General features: G+C 35.2%; 23 protein-coding genes, 1 rRNA gene and 1 other annotated feature. Of the genes, 11 read left to right on the plus strand and 13 right to left on the minus strand.

The genetic code is table 11. The features are described 5' to 3' along the window. The first annotated feature begins 56 nt into the window (after window positions 1–56). From rrf to ACQW5G_RS04650, 6 genes are all read left to right on the plus strand, one after another. Window positions 57–173: ribosomal RNA gene (gene rrf, locus ACQW5G_RS04625) — 5S ribosomal RNA — on the plus strand. A 120-nt stretch (window positions 174–293) separates the two neighbouring features. Continuing rightward, window positions 294–555 (plus strand) — a binding site (T-box leader). 62 nt (window positions 556–617) lie between these two features. After that, the gene (locus ACQW5G_RS04630; protein ID WP_429970302.1) at window positions 618–1,466 is read left to right on the plus strand and encodes a MetQ/NlpA family ABC transporter substrate-binding protein; all 849 of its coding nucleotides are present in this window, start codon (window positions 618–620) and stop codon (window positions 1,464–1,466) included. Between the two features lie 26 nt (window positions 1,467–1,492). Beyond that, entirely contained in the window at window positions 1,493–2,473 is a 981-nt protein-coding gene (locus tag ACQW5G_RS04635; RefSeq protein ID WP_429970303.1) for a ketopantoate reductase family protein, read from the plus strand. A gap of 15 nt (window positions 2,474–2,488) precedes the next feature. Then, on the plus strand, window positions 2,489–3,664 hold the full coding sequence (locus tag ACQW5G_RS04640) for a pyridoxal phosphate-dependent aminotransferase (RefSeq protein ID WP_429970304.1): 1,176 nt from the start codon (window positions 2,489–2,491) through the stop codon (window positions 3,662–3,664). A gap of 10 nt (window positions 3,665–3,674) precedes the next feature. Continuing rightward, window positions 3,675–4,730: a methionine ABC transporter ATP-binding protein gene (locus tag ACQW5G_RS04645; protein ID WP_429970305.1), complete on the plus strand. Its 1,056-nt coding sequence runs from the start codon at window positions 3,675–3,677 to the stop codon at window positions 4,728–4,730. Further along, complete coding sequence (locus ACQW5G_RS04650; protein ID WP_429970306.1) at window positions 4,730–5,434, plus strand: methionine ABC transporter permease; 705 nt, start codon at window positions 4,730–4,732, stop codon at window positions 5,432–5,434. The genes ACQW5G_RS04645 and ACQW5G_RS04650 overlap by 1 nt, the downstream gene beginning before the upstream one ends. A 49-nt stretch (window positions 5,435–5,483) precedes the next feature. Here ACQW5G_RS04650 and ACQW5G_RS04655 read toward each other — a convergent pair whose 3' ends face one another. The 3 genes from ACQW5G_RS04655 to ACQW5G_RS04665 form a co-directional block, all read right to left on the minus strand. Beyond that, window positions 5,484–5,996 (minus strand): hypothetical protein, encoded by a 513-nt coding sequence (locus tag ACQW5G_RS04655; RefSeq protein ID WP_429970307.1) that lies wholly within the window; start codon window positions 5,994–5,996, stop codon window positions 5,484–5,486. Window positions 5,997–6,114: 118 nt separating this feature from the next. After that, the gene (locus tag ACQW5G_RS04660; RefSeq protein WP_429970308.1) at window positions 6,115–7,020 is read right to left on the minus strand and encodes an aldo/keto reductase; all 906 of its coding nucleotides are present in this window, start codon (window positions 7,018–7,020) and stop codon (window positions 6,115–6,117) included. 11 nt (window positions 7,021–7,031) lie between these two features. Further along, window positions 7,032–7,412 carry a DUF488 domain-containing protein gene (locus ACQW5G_RS04665; RefSeq protein WP_429970309.1) on the minus strand — a complete coding sequence of 127 codons (381 nt, stop codon included), beginning with the start codon at window positions 7,410–7,412 and terminating at the stop codon, window positions 7,032–7,034. 149 nt (window positions 7,413–7,561) lie between these two features. Between ACQW5G_RS04665 and ACQW5G_RS04670 the strand changes: the two genes are divergently transcribed. Continuing rightward, complete coding sequence (locus ACQW5G_RS04670; RefSeq protein ID WP_429970310.1) at window positions 7,562–7,825, plus strand: type II toxin-antitoxin system RelB/DinJ family antitoxin; 264 nt, start codon at window positions 7,562–7,564, stop codon at window positions 7,823–7,825. After that, window positions 7,815–8,093: a type II toxin-antitoxin system YafQ family toxin gene (locus ACQW5G_RS04675; RefSeq protein ID WP_429970311.1), complete on the plus strand. Its 279-nt coding sequence runs from the start codon at window positions 7,815–7,817 to the stop codon at window positions 8,091–8,093. The genes ACQW5G_RS04670 and ACQW5G_RS04675 overlap by 11 nt, the downstream gene beginning before the upstream one ends. Window positions 8,094–8,131: 38 nt before the next feature. Here ACQW5G_RS04675 and ACQW5G_RS04680 read toward each other — a convergent pair whose 3' ends face one another. Together ACQW5G_RS04680 and ACQW5G_RS04685 are read right to left on the minus strand one after the other, a co-directional pair. After that, window positions 8,132–9,703, minus strand: a complete 1,572-nt coding sequence (locus tag ACQW5G_RS04680) for a hypothetical protein (protein ID WP_429970312.1) — start codon at window positions 9,701–9,703, stop codon at window positions 8,132–8,134. Further along, window positions 9,693–10,460: an ABC transporter ATP-binding protein gene (locus ACQW5G_RS04685; protein ID WP_429970313.1), complete on the minus strand. Its 768-nt coding sequence runs from the start codon at window positions 10,458–10,460 to the stop codon at window positions 9,693–9,695. The genes ACQW5G_RS04680 and ACQW5G_RS04685 overlap by 11 nt, the downstream gene beginning before the upstream one ends. A gap of 127 nt (window positions 10,461–10,587) precedes the next feature. Here ACQW5G_RS04685 and ACQW5G_RS04690 point away from each other — a divergent pair, with 127 nt between their 5' ends. Both ACQW5G_RS04690 and rbsD read left to right on the plus strand, forming a co-directional pair. Next, a complete protein-coding gene (locus tag ACQW5G_RS04690) occupies window positions 10,588–11,052 on the plus strand; it encodes a MarR family winged helix-turn-helix transcriptional regulator (protein ID WP_429970314.1) in 465 nt (154 codons plus the stop codon). Window positions 11,053–11,132: 80 nt separating this feature from the next. Then, entirely contained in the window at window positions 11,133–11,537 is a 405-nt protein-coding gene (gene rbsD / locus ACQW5G_RS04695; protein WP_429970315.1) for a D-ribose pyranase, read from the plus strand. A gap of 45 nt (window positions 11,538–11,582) precedes the next feature. Here the strand turns inward: rbsD and ACQW5G_RS04700 are convergent, their stop codons facing one another. Then, entirely contained in the window at window positions 11,583–13,697 is a 2,115-nt protein-coding gene (locus tag ACQW5G_RS04700; RefSeq protein ID WP_429970316.1) for a cation:proton antiporter, read from the minus strand. 268 nt (window positions 13,698–13,965) lie between these two features. Between ACQW5G_RS04700 and ACQW5G_RS04705 the strand changes: the two genes are divergently transcribed. Next, window positions 13,966–14,739, plus strand: a complete 774-nt coding sequence (locus tag ACQW5G_RS04705) for a (S)-acetoin forming diacetyl reductase (RefSeq protein WP_429971883.1) — start codon at window positions 13,966–13,968, stop codon at window positions 14,737–14,739. 49 nt (window positions 14,740–14,788) lie between these two features. On the opposite strand, the gene ACQW5G_RS04710 is transcribed toward ACQW5G_RS04705, so the two are convergent. From ACQW5G_RS04710 to guaA, 7 genes are all read right to left on the minus strand, one after another. Then, on the minus strand, window positions 14,789–14,986 hold the full coding sequence (locus tag ACQW5G_RS04710) for a hypothetical protein (RefSeq protein ID WP_429970317.1): 198 nt from the start codon (window positions 14,984–14,986) through the stop codon (window positions 14,789–14,791). Window positions 14,987–15,086: 100 nt separating this feature from the next. Continuing rightward, complete coding sequence (locus ACQW5G_RS04715; RefSeq protein ID WP_429970318.1) at window positions 15,087–16,556, minus strand: APC family permease; 1,470 nt, start codon at window positions 16,554–16,556, stop codon at window positions 15,087–15,089. A 19-nt stretch (window positions 16,557–16,575) separates the two neighbouring features. After that, window positions 16,576–17,904, minus strand: coding sequence for an aspartate aminotransferase family protein (locus ACQW5G_RS04720; RefSeq protein ID WP_429970319.1), 1,329 nt, complete (start codon window positions 17,902–17,904; stop codon window positions 16,576–16,578). A gap of 399 nt (window positions 17,905–18,303) precedes the next feature. After that, window positions 18,304–19,467, minus strand: a complete 1,164-nt coding sequence (locus tag ACQW5G_RS04725; protein ID WP_429970320.1) for an MFS transporter — start codon at window positions 19,465–19,467, stop codon at window positions 18,304–18,306. Between the two features lie 151 nt (window positions 19,468–19,618). Further along, complete coding sequence (locus ACQW5G_RS04730) at window positions 19,619–21,463, minus strand: acyltransferase family protein (RefSeq protein ID WP_429970321.1); 1,845 nt, start codon at window positions 21,461–21,463, stop codon at window positions 19,619–19,621. Continuing rightward, entirely contained in the window at window positions 21,453–21,824 is a 372-nt protein-coding gene (locus ACQW5G_RS04735) for a hypothetical protein (RefSeq protein WP_429970322.1), read from the minus strand. Before ACQW5G_RS04735 ends, ACQW5G_RS04730 begins: the two co-directional genes overlap by 11 nt. 206 nt (window positions 21,825–22,030) lie before the next feature. Then, complete coding sequence (gene guaA / locus ACQW5G_RS04740; RefSeq protein ID WP_429970323.1) at window positions 22,031–23,584, minus strand: glutamine-hydrolyzing GMP synthase; 1,554 nt, start codon at window positions 23,582–23,584, stop codon at window positions 22,031–22,033.

Genomic DNA, 23,584 nt, shown 5'->3' on the forward strand with positions numbered 1-23,584 from the left:
CGGAAGAAAATAATATTGTCTAGTTTTGAGAGAACGAAGTTCTTTCAAAAAAATAGTGTGGTGGCGATAGCCTGAAGGATACACCTGTTCCCATGCCGAACACAGAAGTTAAGCTTCAGCACGCCAAAAGTAGTTGGGGGATCGCCCCCTGCGAGGATAGGACGTTGCCACGCAAAGAAAAAAGACTTTAGCATTTAGCTAAGGTCTTTTTTGTTGTTTAATAATAAAATTAAAAAAAGTTAAACATTTTTATTGACATATTTCAAATTTACATTTAAGATATAAACAATCAAATAAACAAATTGTAGAGCTGAGTATTTATTGAAACTTCTAAGAGAGTCTCTGGTTGGTGTGAAGAGATGAGGGGAAAATAAAGAAGATGGGCTTGAAATCAATCACTGGTGAGTTATTAATAATTAGCTAGTGGCGGGGTTGCTACCGATATCTTAGCAAAGTTTTTCCAATTGAGACGCGTCGTTGGAGAAATTTCTGAGGCAGATTTCAGCAATGATTTCTGTGAACTAAGGTGGTACCACGAAAGCATTCGTCCTTTTTATAGGATGGATGCTTTTTTTGTTTATTAAAATAAAAATTATTAAATTAAGGTGGAATATATCATGAAAAAATCAGTTAAATGGATCATTAGTATTATTGCAGTAGTTGCGATTGTTGGAATCGGTTGGTTAAGCTTTGGACCTAAAGATTCAAGTACCTCAGGACAAAAAGTTGTTAAGGTTGGTATTATGAGTGGATCTAAAGCTGATGATGCAGTTTGGAAATCAGTTGCTGAAACAGCCAAAGACAAATACGATATTAAATTAAAATTTGTTCACTTTACAGATTACACTCAACCTAACACAGCGTTATCACAACACTCAGTTGATCTTAATGCTTTCCAACATTATGCATTCTTAAAAGATTGGAACCAAAAACATCATACTGATATTACTTCAATCGGTAACACTGTAATTACCCCAATCAGACTTTTCTCAGATTCATACAAAAATGTTAAAGATCTTCCAGATGGTGCTTCAATTGCTATTCCTAATGATGCTACTAACGAAAGTCGTGCTTTAGTTCTTTTGAAGAATGCCGGCTTGATTGAATTGAAACACAAAGATGGACTTCTTGGTGTAAATGATATTACTAAAAACAGTAAGAACTTAAAGATTCAAGAAGTTGATGCTTCACAAACTCCAAGATTATTAAACAGTGTTGATGCTTCAGTTGTTAACGGTAATTACGCTGCAACTGCTAAATTACCAAACAACAAGGCTATCTTTACTGAACCACTTAACAAAGATTCAAAACCTTGGATTAACTTTATCGCAGCTAACAAAGATCAAAAAGACAATGCTACTTACAAGAAAGTTGTTAAAGCTTACCAAACTAAGAAGACCGCTGATGTAATTGAAAAAGAATACGGTAAAACTGAAGTTCCAGCATGGAATCACAAATTTAACTAAGTTTTCAAATAGAAAGGTCGATTGACATGAAGTATACAGTTGTTGGCGCCGGAGCCATGGGAATTCGTTTCGGAGTTTTATTACAAGAAGCCGGTAATCAAGTTGACTTCGTAGATGATTGGGATCCTCAAGTTGATGCAATTAAGCAACAAGGTGGAGTCTATATCTCAAGAGATGGTCAAAATCGTCATCTAGTTCCAATTAACATCTTTAAACCAGAAGAATATCATGGCGATGCAGATGTCTTAATTATTGATACAAAACAGATGAGATTGGCTAATTTGCTAAAAGCATCTGCACATTTCTTCAATGATAAACAATATGTCCTTACTCCTATGAATGGAATGGGCCACATTGAAAAGATTAATCAATATTTTGATAAATCAAAAGTGATTGGAGCAACTGCTTTAATTGGAACTGTGTTAAATAAACCTGGTGACGTTGATTTTATCGGAGCTCATGGTGCTGGTTCAATGAACTTAGCTAACCAAAATGAAACTCCTGATGCAACTACGAAACAGTTAGTTAAGGAATTAGATGCAGCTTATCTAAATCCAACTCTAACGACTAATTTCTTAGGAACTTTGATGGCTAAGGTAATTTTCAACTCTGTTATCAATACTTTATGTACTATGTTTCAAATTCCAATGGGTGAATTTATTCAAGCACCTACTGCGGAAAAACTTAGTAAGCAACTAATCAATGAAGCTTATGATGTCTGCGAACGAGCTAATATCAATTTATTGAGTACCCGTGAAGAAGAATGGCAAACTATCAAGTATGTCAGCAGCAAGACTAGTCAACTTCATTTCCCATCAATGTATCAAGATTTATCTAAACATCGTCCAACTGAAGTTGATTATATCAATGGATACATCTACGATTTAGGTAAGAAATATAACTATGAAGCAACCACTCATGATTTTCTTCGTAATTTAGTTCATTTGGCTGAATTCTCAGGAAACTTTGATCAAAAAGCTTTCATTGAAAGTATTGAAAATAAGTAAAAAGGGGTAAGTAAGATGGAATTTCCAGAATCGCAAATTCTCCAATCGTTACCAAAACAATTTTTCGCAACGTTGGTAAAAAAGGTTAATGCAAAAGTTGCTACTGGTGCAGATGTAATTAATTTAGGACAAGGTAATCCAGATCAACCAACTCCTGACAACATTGTCAAAGCAATGCAAAAAGCCGTTGCAGATCCGCAAAATCACAAATATTCACCATTTAATGGTCTTCCAGCGTTAAAACAAGCGGTCGCTGACTTTTACAAACGTGAATATAACGTTGATTTAGATCCAGAAACGGAAGTTGCCATTCTTGGTGGCTCAAAGACTGGGTTGGTTGAATTACCATTAGCTATTTTAAATCCTGGCGACACCATGCTATTACCAGATCCTGGATATCCTGATTATTTATCTGGTGTTGAACTAGCTAAAGTTAAATTAGATTTAATTCCACTTACTAAAGATAATAACTTTTTGCCCGATTATGGTACGATTAGTAATGAAGTTAAACAGGCTGCAAAATTGTTATATCTTAATTATCCTAACAATCCTACGGGTGCGATTGCTACGTCAGAATTTTTTGCCGACACGGTTAAGTTTGCTAAAGAAAATCAAGTTGGTATCGTCCATGACTTTGCTTATGGTGCCCTAGGTTACCATAATAAACCACTTAGTTTCTTACAAACTCCAGGTGCTAAAGAAGTTGGGATTGAAGTTTATACGATGTCTAAGACGTATAACATGGCCGGATGGCGTCTCGGTTTTGCCATCGGTAATCCAGATATGATTAAAGCAATTAACTTGATTCAAGCACATTTATTCGTAAGTGTCTTTCCGGCTATTCAAGAAGCCGCCATTGCAACGTTGAGTGAATCACAAGAATCTGTAACTAAGTTAAATGACTTATACACAGAACGACGTGATGCATTTGAAGGAGCCGCAGCCAAAATTGGTTGGCAAGCTTCTCCTGCTAAAGGATCATTCTATTCTTGGATGCCAGTCCCTAAGGGTTATACTTCAGAAAGTTTTGCTGACTTGTTACTCGACAAAGCTGCTGTTGCCGTAGCTCCAGGACTTGGATTTGGTAAAGAAGGGGACAAATTTGTACGGATTGGTTTATTAACGAGTCCAGCAAGACTTCAAGAAGCGGTCGCAAGAATCGCAAAATTAAATTTATTTGAAAACAACTAAGGAGAAAATAATGGCAGATAACATTGTTGAATTTAAAGACGTATCGGTCGATTTTACCCAAGATAAAAAAATTATTAAGGCTGTTTCAGATGTATCTTTTGGGATTCCAGAAGGTCAAATCTTTGGAATTGCAGGATATTCTGGTGCCGGTAAATCAACTTTAGTACGTACCGTTAACTTATTACAAAAACCAACTTCAGGTGAAGTTGATGTTTTTGGAGAAACATTCTTCAAGAAAACTGATGGAAAAGTTCAAGAAATTGACGACAAGAAACTTAGAACTGAACGTCGTAAAATTGGAATGATTTTCCAACACTATAATTTATTATCACAAAAAACAGTCCAACAAAACGTGGAATTTGCATTGAAACACGCTGGATTAAAAGAAAAAGAAGTTACTGCTAAAGCCCAAAGTTTATTAAAAGACGTTGGTTTGGCAGATTATGGAAAACATTATCCAGGTCAATTATCTGGTGGTCAACAACAACGGGTTGCAATTGCGCGTGCCTTAGCCAATGATCCTAAAATTTTGATTTCTGATGAAGCTACTTCAGCCCTTGATCCAGAAAACACAAACCAAATTTTAGACTTATTAAGAGATTTAAATCAAAAACGTGGTTTGACTGTAATTTTAATTACTCATGAAATGGATGCGATTAAACGAATCTGTGATCAAGTAGTTATTATGGATAGTGGTAAAGTGGTTGATCTTGGTAGTTTAGTTGATGTATTTGTTAAATCAACTAACCCAACTACTCGTAAGATTGTTGGATCAGATTTTGATGCACTTTCAATCTTGAAGTCATTAAATATTGATACGAAAAACCGTCATCTTGCTAAGTTGGTTTACTTCTCACAAGAAATTTCAAAACCAATTATCATTGAACTTTATTCAAAATTCCAAATCTCAGCAAGTATCGTTTATGCTGACATTGAAAAATTCCGAAATGAAGCAGTTGGTATCATGATTGTTGATTTAAATGGTGAAGATGCAAACCGGAAACAAGCAATCGAATATCTACAAAGTTTAGATATTGAAGTTAGTGAATTGAGAGGTGAAGAATAATGCAACAATGGTTTATTACAAATTTCCCTAACGTAGTCCAACAAGGCTGGTATGGAGAAACTGGTTGGTGGACTTCAATTGTCCAAACTTTATATATGACATTTTGGTCAGCTATTTTTGGTGGAATTGCCGGATTAATTTTCGGAATTGCCTTAGTATTATTTGATAACGATGGAATTTTACCAAATAAGGTAATTTTCAACATTGTTGATAAAATTGTTTCATTATTCCGTGCTGTACCATTCATTATCTTATTGGCCTTCATTGCTCCTGTAACGCAACATATCGTTGGTACGCAAATTGGTACTACAGCTGCGTTAGTTCCTTTGTCAGTGGGTGTATTTCCTTTCTACGCTCGTCAGGTACAAGTTGCCTTACAAAGTGTTAACAAAGGAACCATTGAATCAGCTCAATCACTTGGATCAACTAACTGGGATATTATCTCAGGTGTCTATCTTAGTGAAGCTTTCCCAGAATTAATCAGAGTTTCAACTGTTACTTTAATTAGTTTGGTAGGATTAACTGCAATGGCTGGTGCCATCGGTGCTGGTGGTTTAGGTAACATGGCTATTTCATACGGATATAACCGTTTTGCTAATGATACAACCTTAGTTGCTACTATCTTAGTGGTTATCCTTGTTCTTATCATTCAAGTTGTGGGTGATGTTTGGGCTAAGTTAGTTGATCATGGATCACAAGCTTAAAAATATGTATATAAAAAGAACTTCCAATTGGAAGTTCTTTTTTTGATGGTTAAAATGGAAGTTTATTACTTAATTTTTCCGCAGCTTTGGCAACTAAGGAAAGAGTAATGAAAAGTCCACCAACGACAGCACATAGAAAAATAACGATTGTAAATAGGCTGCTATGAAGTAAACTAATCACAGCAAAAACTAATAAAATCAAAACAAATAAACCAAAAATTAAATTAGCTTTAGCCACGTGTTTTAAAGCACCAGGCATTTTAGCAGCATTACCAAATTGTGGCATGTTTCCAAATGATGATAAGTCATTGAGATTTAACAGCGCCATGATTTTTTTAGCATCCTGATAGATGAAAGTGAAAACTAACCAGATTGATGCTAATAATCCAAATAGAATTCCAAAAATCATCATCATAAAGTTACGTCCACCACCAATGTAAACAACGGTTGCAGCAGTTAAAAAGATAATGGCAATCATGGGAATATACATAAAGTATTTGTATTTAGCTAATTTAGCCATAATTCCGCGCCATTTTTGAATGTATCCTTGAATTTCAAACATGTATTAAAAATCTCCGTTTCTTAGTAATGAATCCTATTATACCAGCTGTTTCAATGGTAAACAAAAACCACTCCTTATGAGTGGCTTGAAATTAAAATGTTTTATCAATTAATTCATATTATGCATCAGTTAAATGAATATCTAACGCTTTTACATTGCTTTTTACTTGCTCCGGATGTTTGGCACCAGGAATCACTACTGAAATATTGGGATTTTTGATGTACCAAGCAAGGACTACTTGAGCAACGGTAGCATCGTATTTATCAGCAATCGGACGAATTACATCAATCTTATCCATAATGGCTGCAAATTTAGTTCCTTGGAAATCAGGATCATCATGACGGATATCGTCAGCAGGGAAAGTAGTTGCTTTAGTGTATTTTCCAGTCAACAATCCAGAAGCAAGTGGGAAGAATGGAACAAATGAAATTTCGTGAGCTTTAAGATAAGCAAAACGTTCTTTTTCAGCGTCGCGGTCAAGTAAATTATACTTTTCTTCATCTACATCAACTAAATTATCTAAATTAGCTTGTTTGAGTTGGTCCATTGACATGTTAGAAACACCGATGGCACGAATTTTGCCTTCTTTTTTTAATTCATTTAAAGCAGCAACTGATTCGTTTAAAGGAGTCTTACCATCAGGAAAATGAATGTAAAAAATATCGAGATAGTCAGTTTGAAGGCGTTTTAATGATGCTTCAACACTAGCACGTAAGAATTCTGGTGAATCATCAATTACGACATTACCATCTGCTTCAACTTTTTGGCAACCTTTAGTGGCAATTTGGATCTTTGATCGATCATAACCTTTAATAGCTTCACCAATTAATTTTTCGGATTCACCCATACCATAGGCAAATGCAGTATCTAATAACGTAATTCCAGAATCTAACGCCGTTTTGACAATTTCAATTCCAGTTTCGTTTTTTAGATTAGGAAAGAGATTATGACCACCAACGGCATTAGTTCCTAAACCTAATGGTCCGGTGATAACATCTGATTTTCCAATTTTAACTTTTTGCATAATAAATCCCCCTAATTTAATGCAGCTTTAATAGCTGGTTGTTTTAATAAATAATAATAAATTACAATGGCTTGATTGTGTTCCGTATCTTTAGCACCATATAAAAGAATGACGTTCTGTGTTTTTAACTGATTAGCAATTACATTAATTAGCTTAGGTGTAGCAGGATTTAGCGCTAATTCAGCCAAATAACGCGCTTTGAATTCAGGAAAACGTTCAGGAATATGATTAAACCATTCCCGCAGTTCCGTTGACGGAGCAATATCCTTGTCCCAATCATCTAATGCCGCGTTAACTTTTGAAATTCCCCGCGGCCAAAGTCTGTCGACCAATAAACGGTATCCATTCATATCGGCAGGTTTGGTATAAATTCTTTCTAATTTCAGTTCCATAAAGCACCACCTTATATAATTCAGTATTAGTATAACGCAATGAATTATTTCATACGAAAAATTTGCTTTTTACGTATATATTAGTGGCGGGACAAATGTATCACAATATACCCACATTGTGATATTATATAAGAAAGGAGTGAGTATAAATGGAAAATCAATCAAGAATTCAAGTTAGAGTAGATAAAGAAACAAAAGATAAAGCTACAAAATTATTTAAAAATTTAGGAATTGATATGTCAGGTGCTATCAATATGTTTTTAAAACAATCTGTCAGAGATCAATCAATTCCGTTTACAGTAACATTAGAAAGTCCAGAAAGTATTCAAGCTAGAAATGATGCCTTGACTGGTCATAATTTGCACTCGGTTAATTCAATTAAGGAATTAATGAAAGAGCTAAATGAAGATTGAATATACTACTCAATTTAAACGAGAATATAAAAAATATCATAAAAAACATTATCCCGTCGAACGAATTGAAACTGCTATTGATGCAATAGTAAATGACAATCAATTGGTATTACAACGAATGAAAAATCACAGTCTAGTTGGCAATTGGAATGGTTTTAATGAACTGCATTTACAATCTAATTGGCTTATGATTTATCGGATTGATAATAATAGAGTTATTTTAACGTTAACTAGATTAGGTACCCATCAATCATTATTTTTGATATAAATACGAAAAAAGTCCCAGAAAATTTTCTGAGACTTTTTTTATTGATTTTGATATTTATTCCAAAAAGTAATCTGATAAAATTTGTAAATTATGAATAATGAAATTATAGAAACAATAATAATAACAGTGTTAGTAATGATTGGTGCTAAATATGTTAAAAATGCCGTTAATGCAATTAACAAACCACCAAAAAATAGGCTACCAAAAGAAACAATCATCACGCCCCAATTACCGGTTCCACGATTTAATAATTGGGTTGCTTCGGTCCAATTTAAATTTAGTAAACGGATGTCGCGTTTAAAGTAGAACATGCACCCAACTAATTGACTTAATAAAACGCCTAGCAATAAACCGATTGATAAGGTTAAATGTAAGCCAGAGAAACAGATGAAAATTAACACAGCTAATGTCATTGCCACGAGTTGTAATGTAGCAGTTAAAATAAATTTGATTTTTAAATAGGATTTAAGACTAATTGGGAGACTATGAAAAAACTCATAATTGGGTCCATCAAGTGAAATAATATTTCCCGATAGAGTTGAGGGAGTTAAGGTCATAAATGAAAAAGCAATTCCAACAATAAAGAACACAGCAAAATAATTACCAGATAAAGTGTGTAATAAAATCCGACTTCCAGCTGTAAAACTAATTAAGAAAATAAATGGAATCAAAATGGTATTCATAATTACCTGAGTAATAAAAGCAGGTTGATTTAATAGGCCTAAATTGTATCTAATAAGCGATCTAATTAATGAATGTTGTTTTGTTCTACGTTTCTTTTGTTTACGAGCTGTATTAACAGATAGAGTTAAGACATGTTGATTAACAAATCGAATCAAAAACCACGTTCCTAACAAACTAATAGCAATTAAACTAAGTAATACCATTAATCCATATTGATTAAATGAGTCAGTAATTAGTTTGAATAAAGGATACAAAACGCTTATGATGCTTGAATCTTTAGTAACTGAATCTGAAGATGATAATCCCATATAGATACAACCACTAATAATTCCAATACTTGAAAGCCCTAATAGTAACATTGATCCAATTTTACTGAATTTTTTATATAGTTTTGATTGAGTAATCACCAAAATTAAAATCGTAGATAAGACAAAAATACTAATAAAATATAGGATAAAGACTAAAAGAGATAATCCAATTGAAATTAAGATGCTATAATTCGACTTAATTCCAGTTACTAATAGAACTGCAATCATGGGGATAGTGAAAGGTGTTACCGAAAGTATCACCGTAAATAACTTTGATAAAATAACGTCTTTTATTTTTATTGGTAAAGATAGATAGTTTTGTAAATCTTTACTTTCTAAAAAGACGTTATTAATGGTAGTTAGTAATTGGGAAATTAATAATAAACTGAATAACGCAACATAATGGGTAAACAGTCCTGGTTTTTTTGCCATATCAACAGATAACATTGAAAAACCAAAAAGCCCAATAAAAATTATTCCAGCAATTAAATAACCAAATAAGGTTGAACGGGTAATTTGATTTAAATTTTTGCCTTTTCTGCGTTGGCGTTGTGCTTCTTGTGGTGTTGAATAAAGTAAATTAATTTTTATCAGTTGGATAATTTTATTATTCATCATTAGTTTCACCAGTTAATTTGTCGATTTCAACATTGTTATCTTTTCGTCCGACCATCTTGAGGTAAATAGTTTCTAAAGATTCATTTGGATTTTCTGCCAGTAAAGAAGCTACGGAACCGTTATAAATTAATTCACCATGGGATAGAATTGCAATTTCATCACAGAGTTGTTGGGCTGTATCTAAAACATGAGTTGAAAAAATAACGGTTTTACCTTTTTCAACATGGTTTTTCATTAATTGCTTTAAGTCATATGCAGCTTGGGGATCAAGTCCCTGAATTGGTTCATCTAAAATCCAAATATCTGGATTAACTAATAATGTTCCAATAATAATTGTTTTTTCTCTCATTCCATGTGACATATCCTGGATTAATGTATCCATATTGTCCGTAAGTTCAAAGAGATTGACTAATTCAGTTAGTCGATTTTGAACGTTATCGAGTTTAAAGCCATAAAGCGAAGCAATTAAATTCCAATATTCATAGGCTGATAAAAGTAAAAATAGATCAGGAGTATCAGGTACATATCCAATCTTTTGTTTAATTTTCATTCGGTTTTTGTCTAAAGCTAAACCATCAACGGTAATAGTGCCTGAAGTAGGGGTAATCACACTAGTAAGACTTTTCAGTGTTGTTGATTTACCAGCCCCATTATGTCCCAGAAATCCAAAAATCTTTCCACTTGGAATTTCTAAATTTAAATCGGATAAGGCAACTTTATCTTCATATTCTTTATGTAAATGTTCAATTTTAATCATATTAGCTCTCCTGCAATAATTGTATAAGGGTTAAAATGTTAGTAAAATTGTAACAGAAAAGCACCCCGACAGATAGTGGATGAAAGCAACTAACCTGGTATAATACAGAAAAAAGGAATTGATTTCTATGAATGAAGCAACTATAAAAATGATTCGTCAATTTAATCGTGCCTATACCCAACAACTTGGATTACTAAAAAAACATGTTTTTGATAGTGATATTAGTTGGGCAGAAGCCAGAATTTTATTAGAATTATCAAATTTGAGTACACCAACGCTAATCCAAATCTCGGTTAATTTAGAGCTGGATAAGAGTTATGTCAGTCGGGTTTTAAAAAAATTAGAAAAATTAGGGTATCTAACTAAACAAGATTCAGAAACAGACAAACGCGCTAAAATTTTACAACTAACTAAATTAGGGCTAGAAGTCGTAAAAAAATTAAACGTTGCCTCAGATCAACAAATTAAAACGATGATGAAACACCTTAATCCTAATGAACAGAATGAATTAGTTATGGCAATTGAAACCATTAATCACTTAATTTTAAGGGGAAATGACACTAATTTTGAAGCGGAAAGTCTCAAGATGTAATCGCTTACAAAAATCGATAAAAGTGGTATTCTAAACGTGTAGAAATATTATCAAAATTACTTTGTCGGAGGCTTTTGAAAATGAAGAAAACACAAGTGCTAAATAGTAAAATTTCTGCCGGGATTGCCACATTAGGCCATTTTGACATGCTAACTATTAATGATGCAGGAATGCCAATTCCTAATGATGATCGTCGCGTTGATGTTGCGATTACCAAAGGACTACCTAAATTTATTGATGTTTTGAAAAATGTTTTAACTGAAGATCAAGTTCAAAGAGTATATCTTGCTGAAGAAATTAAAACTCAAAATCCAGAACAATTAAAAGCAATTAAAGATTTATTAGATGATGATGTCGATATTGTTTACATTCCGCATGAAGAATTAAAAAAGAATTTAAGTAATCCTAAGACTAAAATTAACATTAGAACTGGGGAAACAACTCCTTATTCTAATATTGCTCTTGAATCAGGAGTTACATTTTAATAATTAAGCACAAAAAAGAACCCACATAAAGTGAGTTCTTTTATTTTAGTCATTTTCATGTTTGTAATCATTAAGACAAATAGTTTCTTCGTAGTTAATATTTTGCCGTAATTTAAGTCCCATATTAGGACCAATGTGATCATTTTCAAGTAACAAGTCAATCGCTTTTCGTTCTGCTTCAAGAGCTTGCATTTTTAAAGTCACTAATTGGCGTTCGTATTCTTGCTCTTCAGCTTCAGTATCACCAAATGATTGAGCTTCTTGAATTTGACGTTCATAGTACACAATTAAGAAATGGACAGTCTGAGCTGAGAAATCTTTTTCGTCAATGTCTTTGCTATTCAAGAATTTCTTGATGGCATTAATGGCATTTTGTGAGCCAACTTTTTGGATTAAACGTAAATCAGCTTTGGTGTTATCACTTTCAGATTCATTCCATTGCCAAATCTTGAAAGCTCGAACAATTCGAGCAAAGATACTCAAATGTGGCATGGTACGGTGAGTTTGACGATCACCATTAGCCTGAGCTAATTGATATTCTTGTCGATTTAACTGGCGGCTCTTAATCCAATAAGCATCTTTTCCAATCAAACCTTTTTCGTATAAATCATTAACCGAATCACGCATTCCGTTTAAAGCCACGCGACGTAAAGCCATCATTTCATTCATGGTTTTAGTAAACTCAGTTCGATTATGAAGACGATGTTGGAGTTTTCGAATATTAGCTTCGTAGTCCATAATGATATCAAAAACGGCTCGTTGGGTATCTTCAGTTTTGTTATTTTCCAAGTTAGCAATGGCAGAATTCATCATGTACAAACGAGCTACGTCGTAAGTTACATATCCTGGAGCGTCATCGTCATTATCTTCGTTTTCTTCTTCATCGATTAATGAAGCACGCGTTTCCAAAGTACCTTGTCCAGGAGCAATTAATGGTAGAGTAATTGTGGCAGCTAATAAACTGATAACGATTACTGATGCGGCAATAAAGAGCATCAATGAACGATCAGGGAAAACTTTACCACCATCAATTAAAGCAGGCACTGAAAGCACACCAGCCATGGTAATGGCACCACGAACCCCTGACAATCCGGCCAATAGGGCAACTGAAAATTTAGGTTTCTTCTTTTCTTTTTTCGTGACGTAGTATGAAAATGATTGATATCCGATGATCCAGACAACTCGGATGACCAAAATCATAAACCAGATGGCAAACGCATAACCAAATGATTCAAGAGTTCCGTAAGTGTTACTCTTGATGACTGCATGCATTGCTACTGGTAATTCGATTCCAAGGATTAAGAACACCACCCCGTTTAAACAGTAAATGATGATGTCCCAAGTACGATTGGTTAACAAAGTGATTTCTGGAGTTTGTCCACGAACTTTCTTTTCAGAAACATGTTCCAAAATTCCGGCAGTTACAACCGCAATTACACCAGAAGCATGGAGAAAATCTTCGGCGAATACGTAAATTACAAATGGAGTTAAAATTTGAAGAACCACACTGAAAATTGCATCGTTAAAATCGATACTGTGAAGCCAATTTCTAAGCCAAATTAAAAGTCCCATTAAGACAATTCCGATTAGCAAACCAACGACAGCCATATAGACAAAGTCGCCAGCTGCTTTGGAAATAGAAAAGTAACCAGTTACCACAGCAGCAATTGCGTATTTAAAGGCAATCAAACCACTGGCATCATTGATTAAACTTTCACCACTAACCAAATGTAAGATGTTCTTGGGTAAATTAACTCGTTTAGAAATTGATTGCACGGCAACCGGATCAGTAGGGGAAAGGATGGCTACTAAAGCAAAACTAACTCCTAATGGCATGGTTGGCACTAACCAATTTACAAAGAATCCCCCTAAAATAGTGGTTAAGAAAACTAATAAAATGGCGTTTTCAAAAATTGGTCCTCGTAATTTCCATAGTTCTTTCTTCGGAAATTCCCGTCCATCATTAAATAGCAACGGTGCTACAAATAACAGCATGAACCACGTGGTGTCGAGTTCAATTTTAAAATTAAATATGAGGGCTACAATAACTCCAAATGCAACTTGTAGCAAACTCACTGGAATAGCAGTGATGTAATGACTCGTTACATTGGAAACTAAAACTAACCCCAGCAGAATCAAGACTGCTTCTAAAATCTCCATGTATAAACCTCCAAAAATAATGTCTACCTTAATTATAACAACAAAGGTTGTACGTGATAAATTAAATGTTGAATAATCATATTGAGATAGTAATTAAAATCACAATTAACGGGATATATAAGTTTTATTTTATATAAATTACTTATAACGTCCATTAATATAGTTGATTACAAAGGTTTTTAAATATTTTAAAAAATTTTTCATCATTGTTTACTTATTCACAAAAGATGATAGAATATTATTGTATAAAATATATTAGGAGTGAATAATTATGAAAAAAGTTGCTTTAGTTACAGGAGCAGGACAAGGAATTGGTGCTGCAATTGCTAAACGATTACACAAAGATGGATTTGCGGTTGCTTTAGTTGGTAGAACAGAAGCAAAAGTTGAAAAAATTGCTAAAGAAATTCAAAATGACCATGGAGATGCCATTGCTATTGCAGCTGATGTAGCAGATCGTGATGCTGTTTTTGCCGCAGTTGATAAAGCTGCCAAACATTTTGGTGATTTTAATGTAATGGTTAATAATGCTGGAGTTGCTCCAACAACTCCAATTGATGAAGTAACCCCAGAAATTTTAGAAAAAACTGAAAAAATTAATGTGGGTGGAACTATTTGGGGAATTCAAGCTGCCGCAAAGAAATTTAGAGAATTAGGCCACAGTGGTAAAATTATCAATGCTTCTTCACAGGCTGGAATGACCGGTAATCCAAACTTAACAGTATATGGCTCAACCAAGTTTGCAATTCGTGGAATTACTGAAACGACTGCACGTGAACTTGCTGATTTTGGTATTACAGTTAATGCTTATTGTCCAGGAATTGTTATTACACCAATGATGAATGATATTGCTCAAAAAGTTGCAGATAATGCTGGAAAACCATTTGAATGGGGAATGCAACAATTTGCAAAAGATATTGCTTTGAAACGTTTGTCAAAACCAGAAGATGTCGCAGGATGTGTTTCATACCTTGCAGGCCCTGATTCTGATTATATGACAGGTCAATCACTATTAATTGATGGTGGAATGGTATTTAACTAACTACTAAAAAAATGGACGGGAATTTTAAAATTCTCGTCCATTTTTATTTTTATGATCCATGCACCACTGACAACAAAACCACTAACATACATATCAAGAATAAACAGAAACAGTAAATCTTATCAAACAAAGCATATGTTAATTTTTGACCAGATGATGGATTTTTTACAAAAACATATACCACTGCTTCAACAGCAAGACAAAGTAGCATCATTAAGACTAAAGCAGCCGCAATTATTTCTTTCATTCCAATCACCTCATTCGTATAAACTTATAACTATATTATAGTATGAAACAAAAAAGAGAGGTAAAAAAACCTCTCTTTTTAAATGAATTTTATTAAGTTATTATAAGTTTTCGTTAACTTCTGAATCAGTATCAGCAAAATCAACGTCTGAGTTAGAATGTTTCATACCATATATGAAGTAGATGATAACCCCAATTACAAACCAAACGATTGAGTAAAGCTTAGCTTGGATATCAAGACCCATGAAGATAGCCAATGAACCTAGGAAACCAAGGATAGGAAGAACTGGGAACAATGGTTGTTTGTAACCAGCTTCGGGAAGATCTTTACCTTCACGTTTTCTCAATGGGTACATTGCAAGTGAAACAGCCATGAAGGCGATCAAAGTACCAGCTGAGATAAGTTGTGCAAGGAAAGTGAATGGGAAGATTGCACCCATTACGATACCAACTCCAGTGATTACCCAAAGGGCGTTCTTAGGAATTTGTTTGCTACTCAATTTACCGAAAGCTTTTGGAACCATCTTGTCACGACCGAATGAGTAAATCAAACGTGATCCAGCCATCATCATACCAATCAAGGCTACCAACATACCAACAACGGCAACAGCTTGAACAACAGAAGCGATAAGAACATGACCTTGTTGACGAAGTGCCCAACCAACGGGTTCTGCGTTACCAAAGTATTCTGAGTATTTGAACATACCAACCATAACCAATGAAACGGCTACGAAGAAGACAGTACCGATCAATAATGATCCGATAATACCACGAGGCATTGTCTTTTGAGGATCTTTAGCTTCAGCAGAGTTAGCAGCAATAGAATCAAAACCGATGTATGAAAGGAAGATAGTTGAGATACCAGCGTAGATACCTGACCAACCACCAAGGAATTGAGTTCCATCAGGAAGTGCATGTGGTTTAGGGAAGAATGGCACGTAGTTTTGGGCTTTGATTGCAGTAGCACCAACAACTACGAAAGTAACAATAGCAAGTAATTTCAAAACAACTAAAACGTTAGCAACTTTAGTTGTTTCTTTATCACCACGAACAAGTAGGAAAGTAACCAAGGCAACTACCAAGACGGCAACTAAATCGATTACACCACCGTTTGTTCCAAGTGGGTTAGCTAAAGCATTTGGCAATTTCCAACCCAGTGGCGAGAATAAACCTTGGACATTGGCAGAAATACCAGCGGCAACGAAGGCTACGGCAATTAGGTATTCAGCAAGTAGTGCCCAACCAACAATCCAACCCCAGAATTTACCGAATAATACGGAAATCCATGAGTAGGCTGATCCGGCAAATGGAAGAACAGAAGCCATTTCAGCATAGTTCATTGCCACTAAACCAGCAACGACGGCAGCTAATAAGAATGAAATAACAACTGCGGGTCCAGTAAATTTAGCTGCAACTAAACCTGGAAGGGTGAAAATTGAAGTTGAAAGAATAGTACCAAGACCTAAAGCTAAGAAATCCTTAACTGTCATAGTCTTTTTAAGATGTTTATCTTTTGACGCGTAAAAATGAAAGTCGACTTTCTCATTCATTTTTTTGAAAATGTTTTTCATGTCATGCTCCTTAAAAATATTACCAGCCCATCTGTTTGGCTGGAGGTAATTTACCATCATTTAATTCCTGCATTGCTTGTTCAATAATTTTGAAAGCTTTGTCTAAATCAGCTTCTTTAATAACCAAAGGTGGTTGGAAACGTAAGATGTTTCCACGAACAGTAATCATTAAAGCACCTAATTCAAAGATTCGTGTGATTAATTGAGTAGCGGCGTCATCGTCAGCTTTTCCAGTCTTAGGATCCACAATATCGATTCCACCATTTAGTCCATAAATACGCACATCACCAATAAAACTAAATTTATCTTTCATTTTACCAAAAAATTCGCGTGCGTGCTCGCCTAATTGTGCACTTCTGTTGACTAAGTGTTCATTCTCAATGACATCTAACGTTGCATTAGCAGCAGCTGTCGTTACGGGATTACCTGCAGTGGTGTAAACGTTACCGGGTGCATCAAGGGCGTCCATTACCTCAGCACGGCCTAAAACAGCGCTAAGTGGGAGTCCAGAAGCAATTGATTTACCAACGGCAATTAAATCAGGATGGACATCTGGAAAATGTTGAATTGACCACATTTTCCCACTTCGTCCTAATCCTTGATTAACTTCATCAACGGCAAATAAAATTCCATGTTCATGTGCAAATTGATAAACCTTGTTTAGATAACGTTCTGGTGCTTTAAGAAAACCACCATCTCCTTGAATTGCTTCAATTTCGATTAAGGCTGTTTCGTCAGCAGGTAAATATGTTTCAAAGGGTAACTTGAAAGCATCAAACATTCGGTCAGAAAAGTCATCGTCTGATTCACCCGGCAAGCGATACCAAGGACTAGGAAACGGAACTTTGACTACTCCGGGAAGTAACGGACCAATTTTGCGGGTCATGTTTAAACTAACTCCAGAAGTTGAAATTGAACCATATGTAGAACCATGATAGGCACCAGTGAAACTAACAATGTATTGACGACCAGTATATGCGCGGGCAAATTTGATAATGGCATCGTTTGCGTCGGAGCCAGAGTTCCCATATGCAACTTTGACAGGTCCGTCGATGGGAGCAAGTTTGGCCAAGCGGGGAGTTAAACGCGCTTCCGGTGCAGTTGCAAAGTAAGCGGGTGTGTATTGAATTAACTTAGCGGCTTGATCTTGAATTGCTTTCACGACGTGCGGATAGCTATGACCGGTGTTAGTTGCTGAGGCACTCGATAATAAATCAATGTATTGATTATCATCTTCGTCAGTTAAAATAGCGCCTTTACCAGATTTGATTACGATATCGAAATATTTGATTCGAGAAGCTTTTGCATAATGTTTCTGTTCTTGATTTAAGATTTCTTGATTAGACATTTTGTTGCTCTCCTTTGAATGTATTGAATCATGTAGCCTGAGCACCAACTCCTTTTCGGTATATAAAAAGTCCCTCAGTTCAGTGAACAAGGGACTAAATTGTAATTAGTATTTGGTCCCACAGTTTAATTTTGATACTGTGTGGACTTTTGGAAAGTTACCTATGCCAAAGTAGCATTTTATTATCAACACAATTTTTAATAATTGGTAAGGCTAAAATGAATAATAAAATAATAATGATGTATGCTGCCATTGACATGAGGGTAATTTCCTTTCGCTTAAGATTTATTTAAGTTTTTTAAAGTATAAGACGAATAATAAATTGTGTCAATGGTTAATTTTCGGTTTTTCGTATAAAAAAAGCCACTCATCAATAACAATGATTGGCTTTTATTTGGCTTAATTTTTAAATTTATGGGTTAAAATCCAGAGAACAATTAATAGAATGGCAGTATAAATTGCACCACCAAGACCCAAGAAAGGCATTCCCACAGAATTAACGATTAGTCCACCAGTAAAGGAACCTAGCGCAATTCCGACGTTACTGAAAATGGGGTTAAATGATGAAGCTAAAACTAATGCTTGAGGATATCGAGTTTCCGCAATGTGCATGTAGAAAAGTTGAGTTGTTGCACCAGCAAGGTAGATGGTAAAACCTAAAATGATGATTAAAACTAAATCAACAACTGGCATTTTGTAGAACACAGAGACACCTAGTAAAGCGATTGTTTGAATTACGTAATACTTAAAAACTCGTTGCAAACCATTCCGTGATGCTAACCGACCAGCAGTTTGATTACTCATTAAACAAGCAATTCCATAGATCACAAGGTAAATCGTGACGAAGTTAATGCTGTAACCAAATGAATTAGTTAACATTGGTGTGACGTAAGTATAAACCACGTAAACTCCACCTAAGGCAAGCACTGGAACTAAAATTCCTAGTAAGATTTGTTTATCTTTTAAAATCTTAAATTGATCGGTAAAGTGTTCCACTTTTTGTTGCCGTAAGTCGTGAGGAAGGGCAAAGTTGAAAGCTAACATAACTAAGAAAGTTAAAATAGCAATGATCCAGAAAGTTACTCGCCAACCAACTTGATTACTAAGCCAAGTTCCAGTAGGGACCCCGAAAACGGATGCAATACTAAATCCAGAAAAGACCCAGGAAACAATCCAGGCTCGTTTTTCCTTCGGAGTAATGTAAGTAGCAAAAGTAATTGCAATTGAAATCGTAATTCCAGAAACTAGGGCAGTAATCACTCGAGAAATTGTGAGGACTAAGAAATTGGGAGCAATTGCTGATAGGATATTTCCAAAGATAAACACCGACATGATTAAGAGCATCACTTTATTTAAACGATGTTCACCAACCATTAATGATAAAATGGGCGTTGAAATGGCATAAATGACGGCAAAAATGGTCGTTAATAAACCAACACTGGCGATACTAACGTGGAATGTATCGGCAATATCACCTAAGACTCCAACAATAATAAACTCGCTCATTCCTAGCATGAAAGCAATTGAAATTAGAATGAGAGTTTGGATTTTAAAACTTTTCATAGACAAACTCCTTAATAAAACGCAAAAAAAGAGCCTGGAACCGAATGGCACACCAGGCTGTTACTCATTAACTTAAGTATACAGGAAAAATTCTTAGATTAATATAGTTGAGTATGAAAAAAGAGATGAAATTTTTCATCTCTTTTTTAGGTTATTTCTTTACTGGTTTCTTGTTGGCTTCTTTAAGTCCAGCATTAACTGTTTGTGCGTAAATTACGTCACCTTCATGACGTCCAGCAAAGTGAACACCGTCAGTTCCATCAAAGACTTCTGGATGTTTGGCAGCAACTTTTTGCCAATCAGCAATCACGATGTAATTGTATTTGGCTGGTAAAGTCCGTTCAAAGACAGCAAGTTTAGATGAATTCCAACTTGGATCAGCACGGCGATCATAAGGAGTCATAATGATTAAATGATGACCGGGTTCAAGATTCTTCACAATCTTAGATAATTGTTTGTCAGTACCGTCTAAAGCATTAGTACCAATACATAAAACAACGTTCTTTCTAAGAATATGGTTCTTTTGAGCGGCCATAATAACGTTATATGCTAAGTCCATTGAACGATCACCTTTGGCGTCAATGGTACTCTTAGCCACATGACTTCCAAGGTAATCACGAGTTCCGGATGTAACACTATCACCAATGATAGAAACTCCAGCAGGAATCTTATCAATTGGAGTGTTAGTAGCACTACTATGATCATCATGAGAACCAACTAGAAGATCTTTGTAAGTACTCATTTGGTCTCTTGATTGAGTCAATCCACTTACCCAAAGACGATTTTCCAAATTAGTTAGATTTGGAGCAATCTTAATTGTGTACATAGTTGTAATTGCCAAGGCAATGGCAACGGCAAAGTTAAGCACTTTAAGGGATTTGTAAGGACGGAAACGATCCACAATCTTAGTGTGTTTACCGGCAATTTCAGGTTCAATAATGTAATAAGAAATGGCAGAACAAGGTAATCCAACTCCGATAGTTAAAATTACAGCAGGGCCAACTGCCATGATTTGAGAGAAGATTACGAAAAGAGGCCAGTGATATAGGTACATACTGTAACTAGTATCAGCAATGAAAGTAGCCCATTTAGGTTCATTCACATTAGGTGTGTGGTCATGAAGCATTCTCGCAAACATAATTGAAAAACTAGCAATGATACTAGCAAGTAAGATTCCATAAGTATAAGTTGCGCGTTCATCAAAGTCTAATTTGAAACCAAGCACAAAAATTGCAACAAATGAAAGAATTAATAAAATAGTTAAAAGTGGAGCATTCAAATGATTTGAAACCCATTTGAATGGTTTTGAAAGACTCTTAATTCCAGAGAAAGTAGACACCATTGCCCCAATAAAGAATGGGAAACAATGAGTTAGACTTGAAAAGTAAACTGGAGAGAAGTCAGTCAATCCTTTACTCTTAACTGCCATCAGTAGGGCACTGGCAATAAAGAAGATTAATGAAAGAATAAATACGAAAATTTTGAAAGTTAATAATTTTTTAGCACTGTTAGATTTTAAATGTCCAATAATTCCAGCTACGATGAAAATGATTAGTCCCCATAAGAGGTAAAAATGCATTTCAACGGCCAGTGACCAAGTGTGCACAAAAAGATGAGGGATGAATTTAGTTTCGTAACTACCACCAGTTAAAATTTCAAAGTAGTTAGTGACAAAACCAAATGCAGCAGCAACTTGTTTACCTAAACCAGTAATGTAATCACGGCTCACTAAGTAAGTAAACGGAATCACGACTAATACGGAAATAATCAGTGGCGGAACAATTCGATAGAATCTTCTCCGGTAGAAAGCGATTAATCTGAAACCATCGCTTTTAGCGAATTCATCAATCATTAAAGCAGTGATTAGGAATCCTGAGAAAGTGAAGAAAACATCCACCCCGATAAAACCACCAGGATAAGCATTTTTAAAAAAGTGATAACTTAATACAGATACAAGACCTACAATTCGAATGAAACTAAACCATTTAATGCGCATTTACAAGTTGTCCTTTCTTAAAATTACCTTGGTAAGTTTTACCATTAATAACTAGTTTTCCGTGACCATCAGGAACACCGTCTTTGAAAGTACCAGTGTATGTCCAGTGATCTTTAGAAGTAAAGGTACCTTTACCGTTAAATTGGCCATCTTTAAAGTCACCTTTATAAGAATCGTGGTCGGCATAGGTAAGCTTACCTTCCTTATCAAACTTGTGATTCAACAGGTTACCATTATATGACATTTGTCCATGGTCAATCTTGTATTCAGTCACGTGTTGATGACTTGGGAGTAAACTGTAAATTCCACATACAACAAGTAGGATGGTAACTAAAATTTCGATAGAATATCTTATTTTCATATTGCCCTTCTTTTCGTGTAATTTAATCTAACGTGTAAAAATTATTTCTAATAAACATTAAAAATTATGTATAAACGTTGATTTTTTATAATGCATACAACCTTAAATGTTAGTATAAAAAAATAAGTGTGTCAATTCACATTGGAAAGAAAGTTAATATTTTATTAAGAAAAAACACCCAGAATAAAATTCTGAGTGCTTCATTATTATTCGTATTCAATTGTTGCAGGTGGCTTACCTGTAATATCGTAAAGTACACGGTTAACTCCCGCTACTTCATCTACGATACGTTTTGAAACCTTACCAAGTACTTCCCAAGGAACTTCAGCAAATTCAGCTGTCATTCCATCAACAGAAGTTACGGCACGGATGTTAACGGCTTCGTCGTAAGTACGTTCGTCACCCATAACACCAACACTGCGAATACCAGGAAGGGCAGTAAAGTATTGCCAGACAGTCTTGTTTAAACCAGCTTTGGCAAATTCATCACGCAAGATTGCGTCAGAATCACGAACCATTTTCAAACGTTCTGGAGTAACTTCACCGATGATACGGATTGCTAAACCAGGACCTGGGAATGGTTGACGCCATACTAAGGCTTTAGGCATTCCCAATTTTTCACCAAGTTCACGAACTTCATCTTTGAATAACTTGTTAAGTGGTTCAATCAACTTGAATTTCAAGTCATCAGGAAGACCACCAACGTTATGATGAGATTTGATAGTTTGAGCAGTATCAGTACCTGATTCAATTACATCAGTGTAAAGCGTACCTTGAGCTAAGAATTCAACACCATCGAATTTACGAGCTTCATTTGAGAAAGTTTCGATAAATTCTTTACCAATGATTTTACGTTTAGTTTCAGGATCAGTAACACCTTTTAGTTTACCTAAGAAGAGGTCACTAGCATCCACGAAATCAATGTTCAAACCAAAGTCGTCACCTAATGAATGAAGTACTTGTTGCGCTTCATTTTTACGTAACAAACCGTGGTCAACGAAAACTGAGATAAGTTGGTCACCGATTGCACGGTGTAAAAGTACAGCAACTACTGATGAATCAACTCCACCAGATAGACCAAGAAGCACTTTTTTATCACCAACAGTTTCTTTGATGTTAGCAATCGCGTCTTCAATGAAGTCATCCATTGACCAGTTGGCTTTGGCACCAGCAATATCAAAGACGAAGTGACGTAACATTTCGAGTCCTTCTTCAGTTAAGTTAACTTCAGGATGGAATTGTACGGCGTAGAAACCACGTTTGGGGTCAGCCATAGCTGAGATAGGGCATGAACCACTAGTAGCAGTGATTTCAAAACCATCAGGAACTTTGGTAACAAAGTCACCGTGACTCATTAAAACAGTTTGTTTGTCGTTCATACCTTTGAAAAGGTTTGAGTCAGGGTCTGTAACTTCGATTTGAGCTTGACCATATTCACTATTATCGGCGGTTACAATTTCTCCACCTTTAAGATCTTTGGCCATTAATTGCATTCCATAACAAATCCCTAAGATAGGAAGACCTAAGTTAAAGATTTCTGGATCAACAGCAAGAGCACCAGCACCATTAACACTGTTAGGACCACCAGAGAAGATGATGGCTTTGGGGTTCATGGCTTTGATTTCTTTCGCTGTCATAGTGTGGGGTTTAAGTTCTGAATAAACACCCATTTCACGAACACGACGAGTAATTAGTTGGTTGTATTGACTACCAAAGTCAAGGACAACTACAGAGTCGTAATTACGTTCAGTTTTTACCAT

The sequence above is a fragment of the Fructilactobacillus sp. Tb1 genome (genome assembly GCF_050500285.1).
Classification (GTDB): domain Bacteria; phylum Bacillota; class Bacilli; order Lactobacillales; family Lactobacillaceae; genus Fructilactobacillus.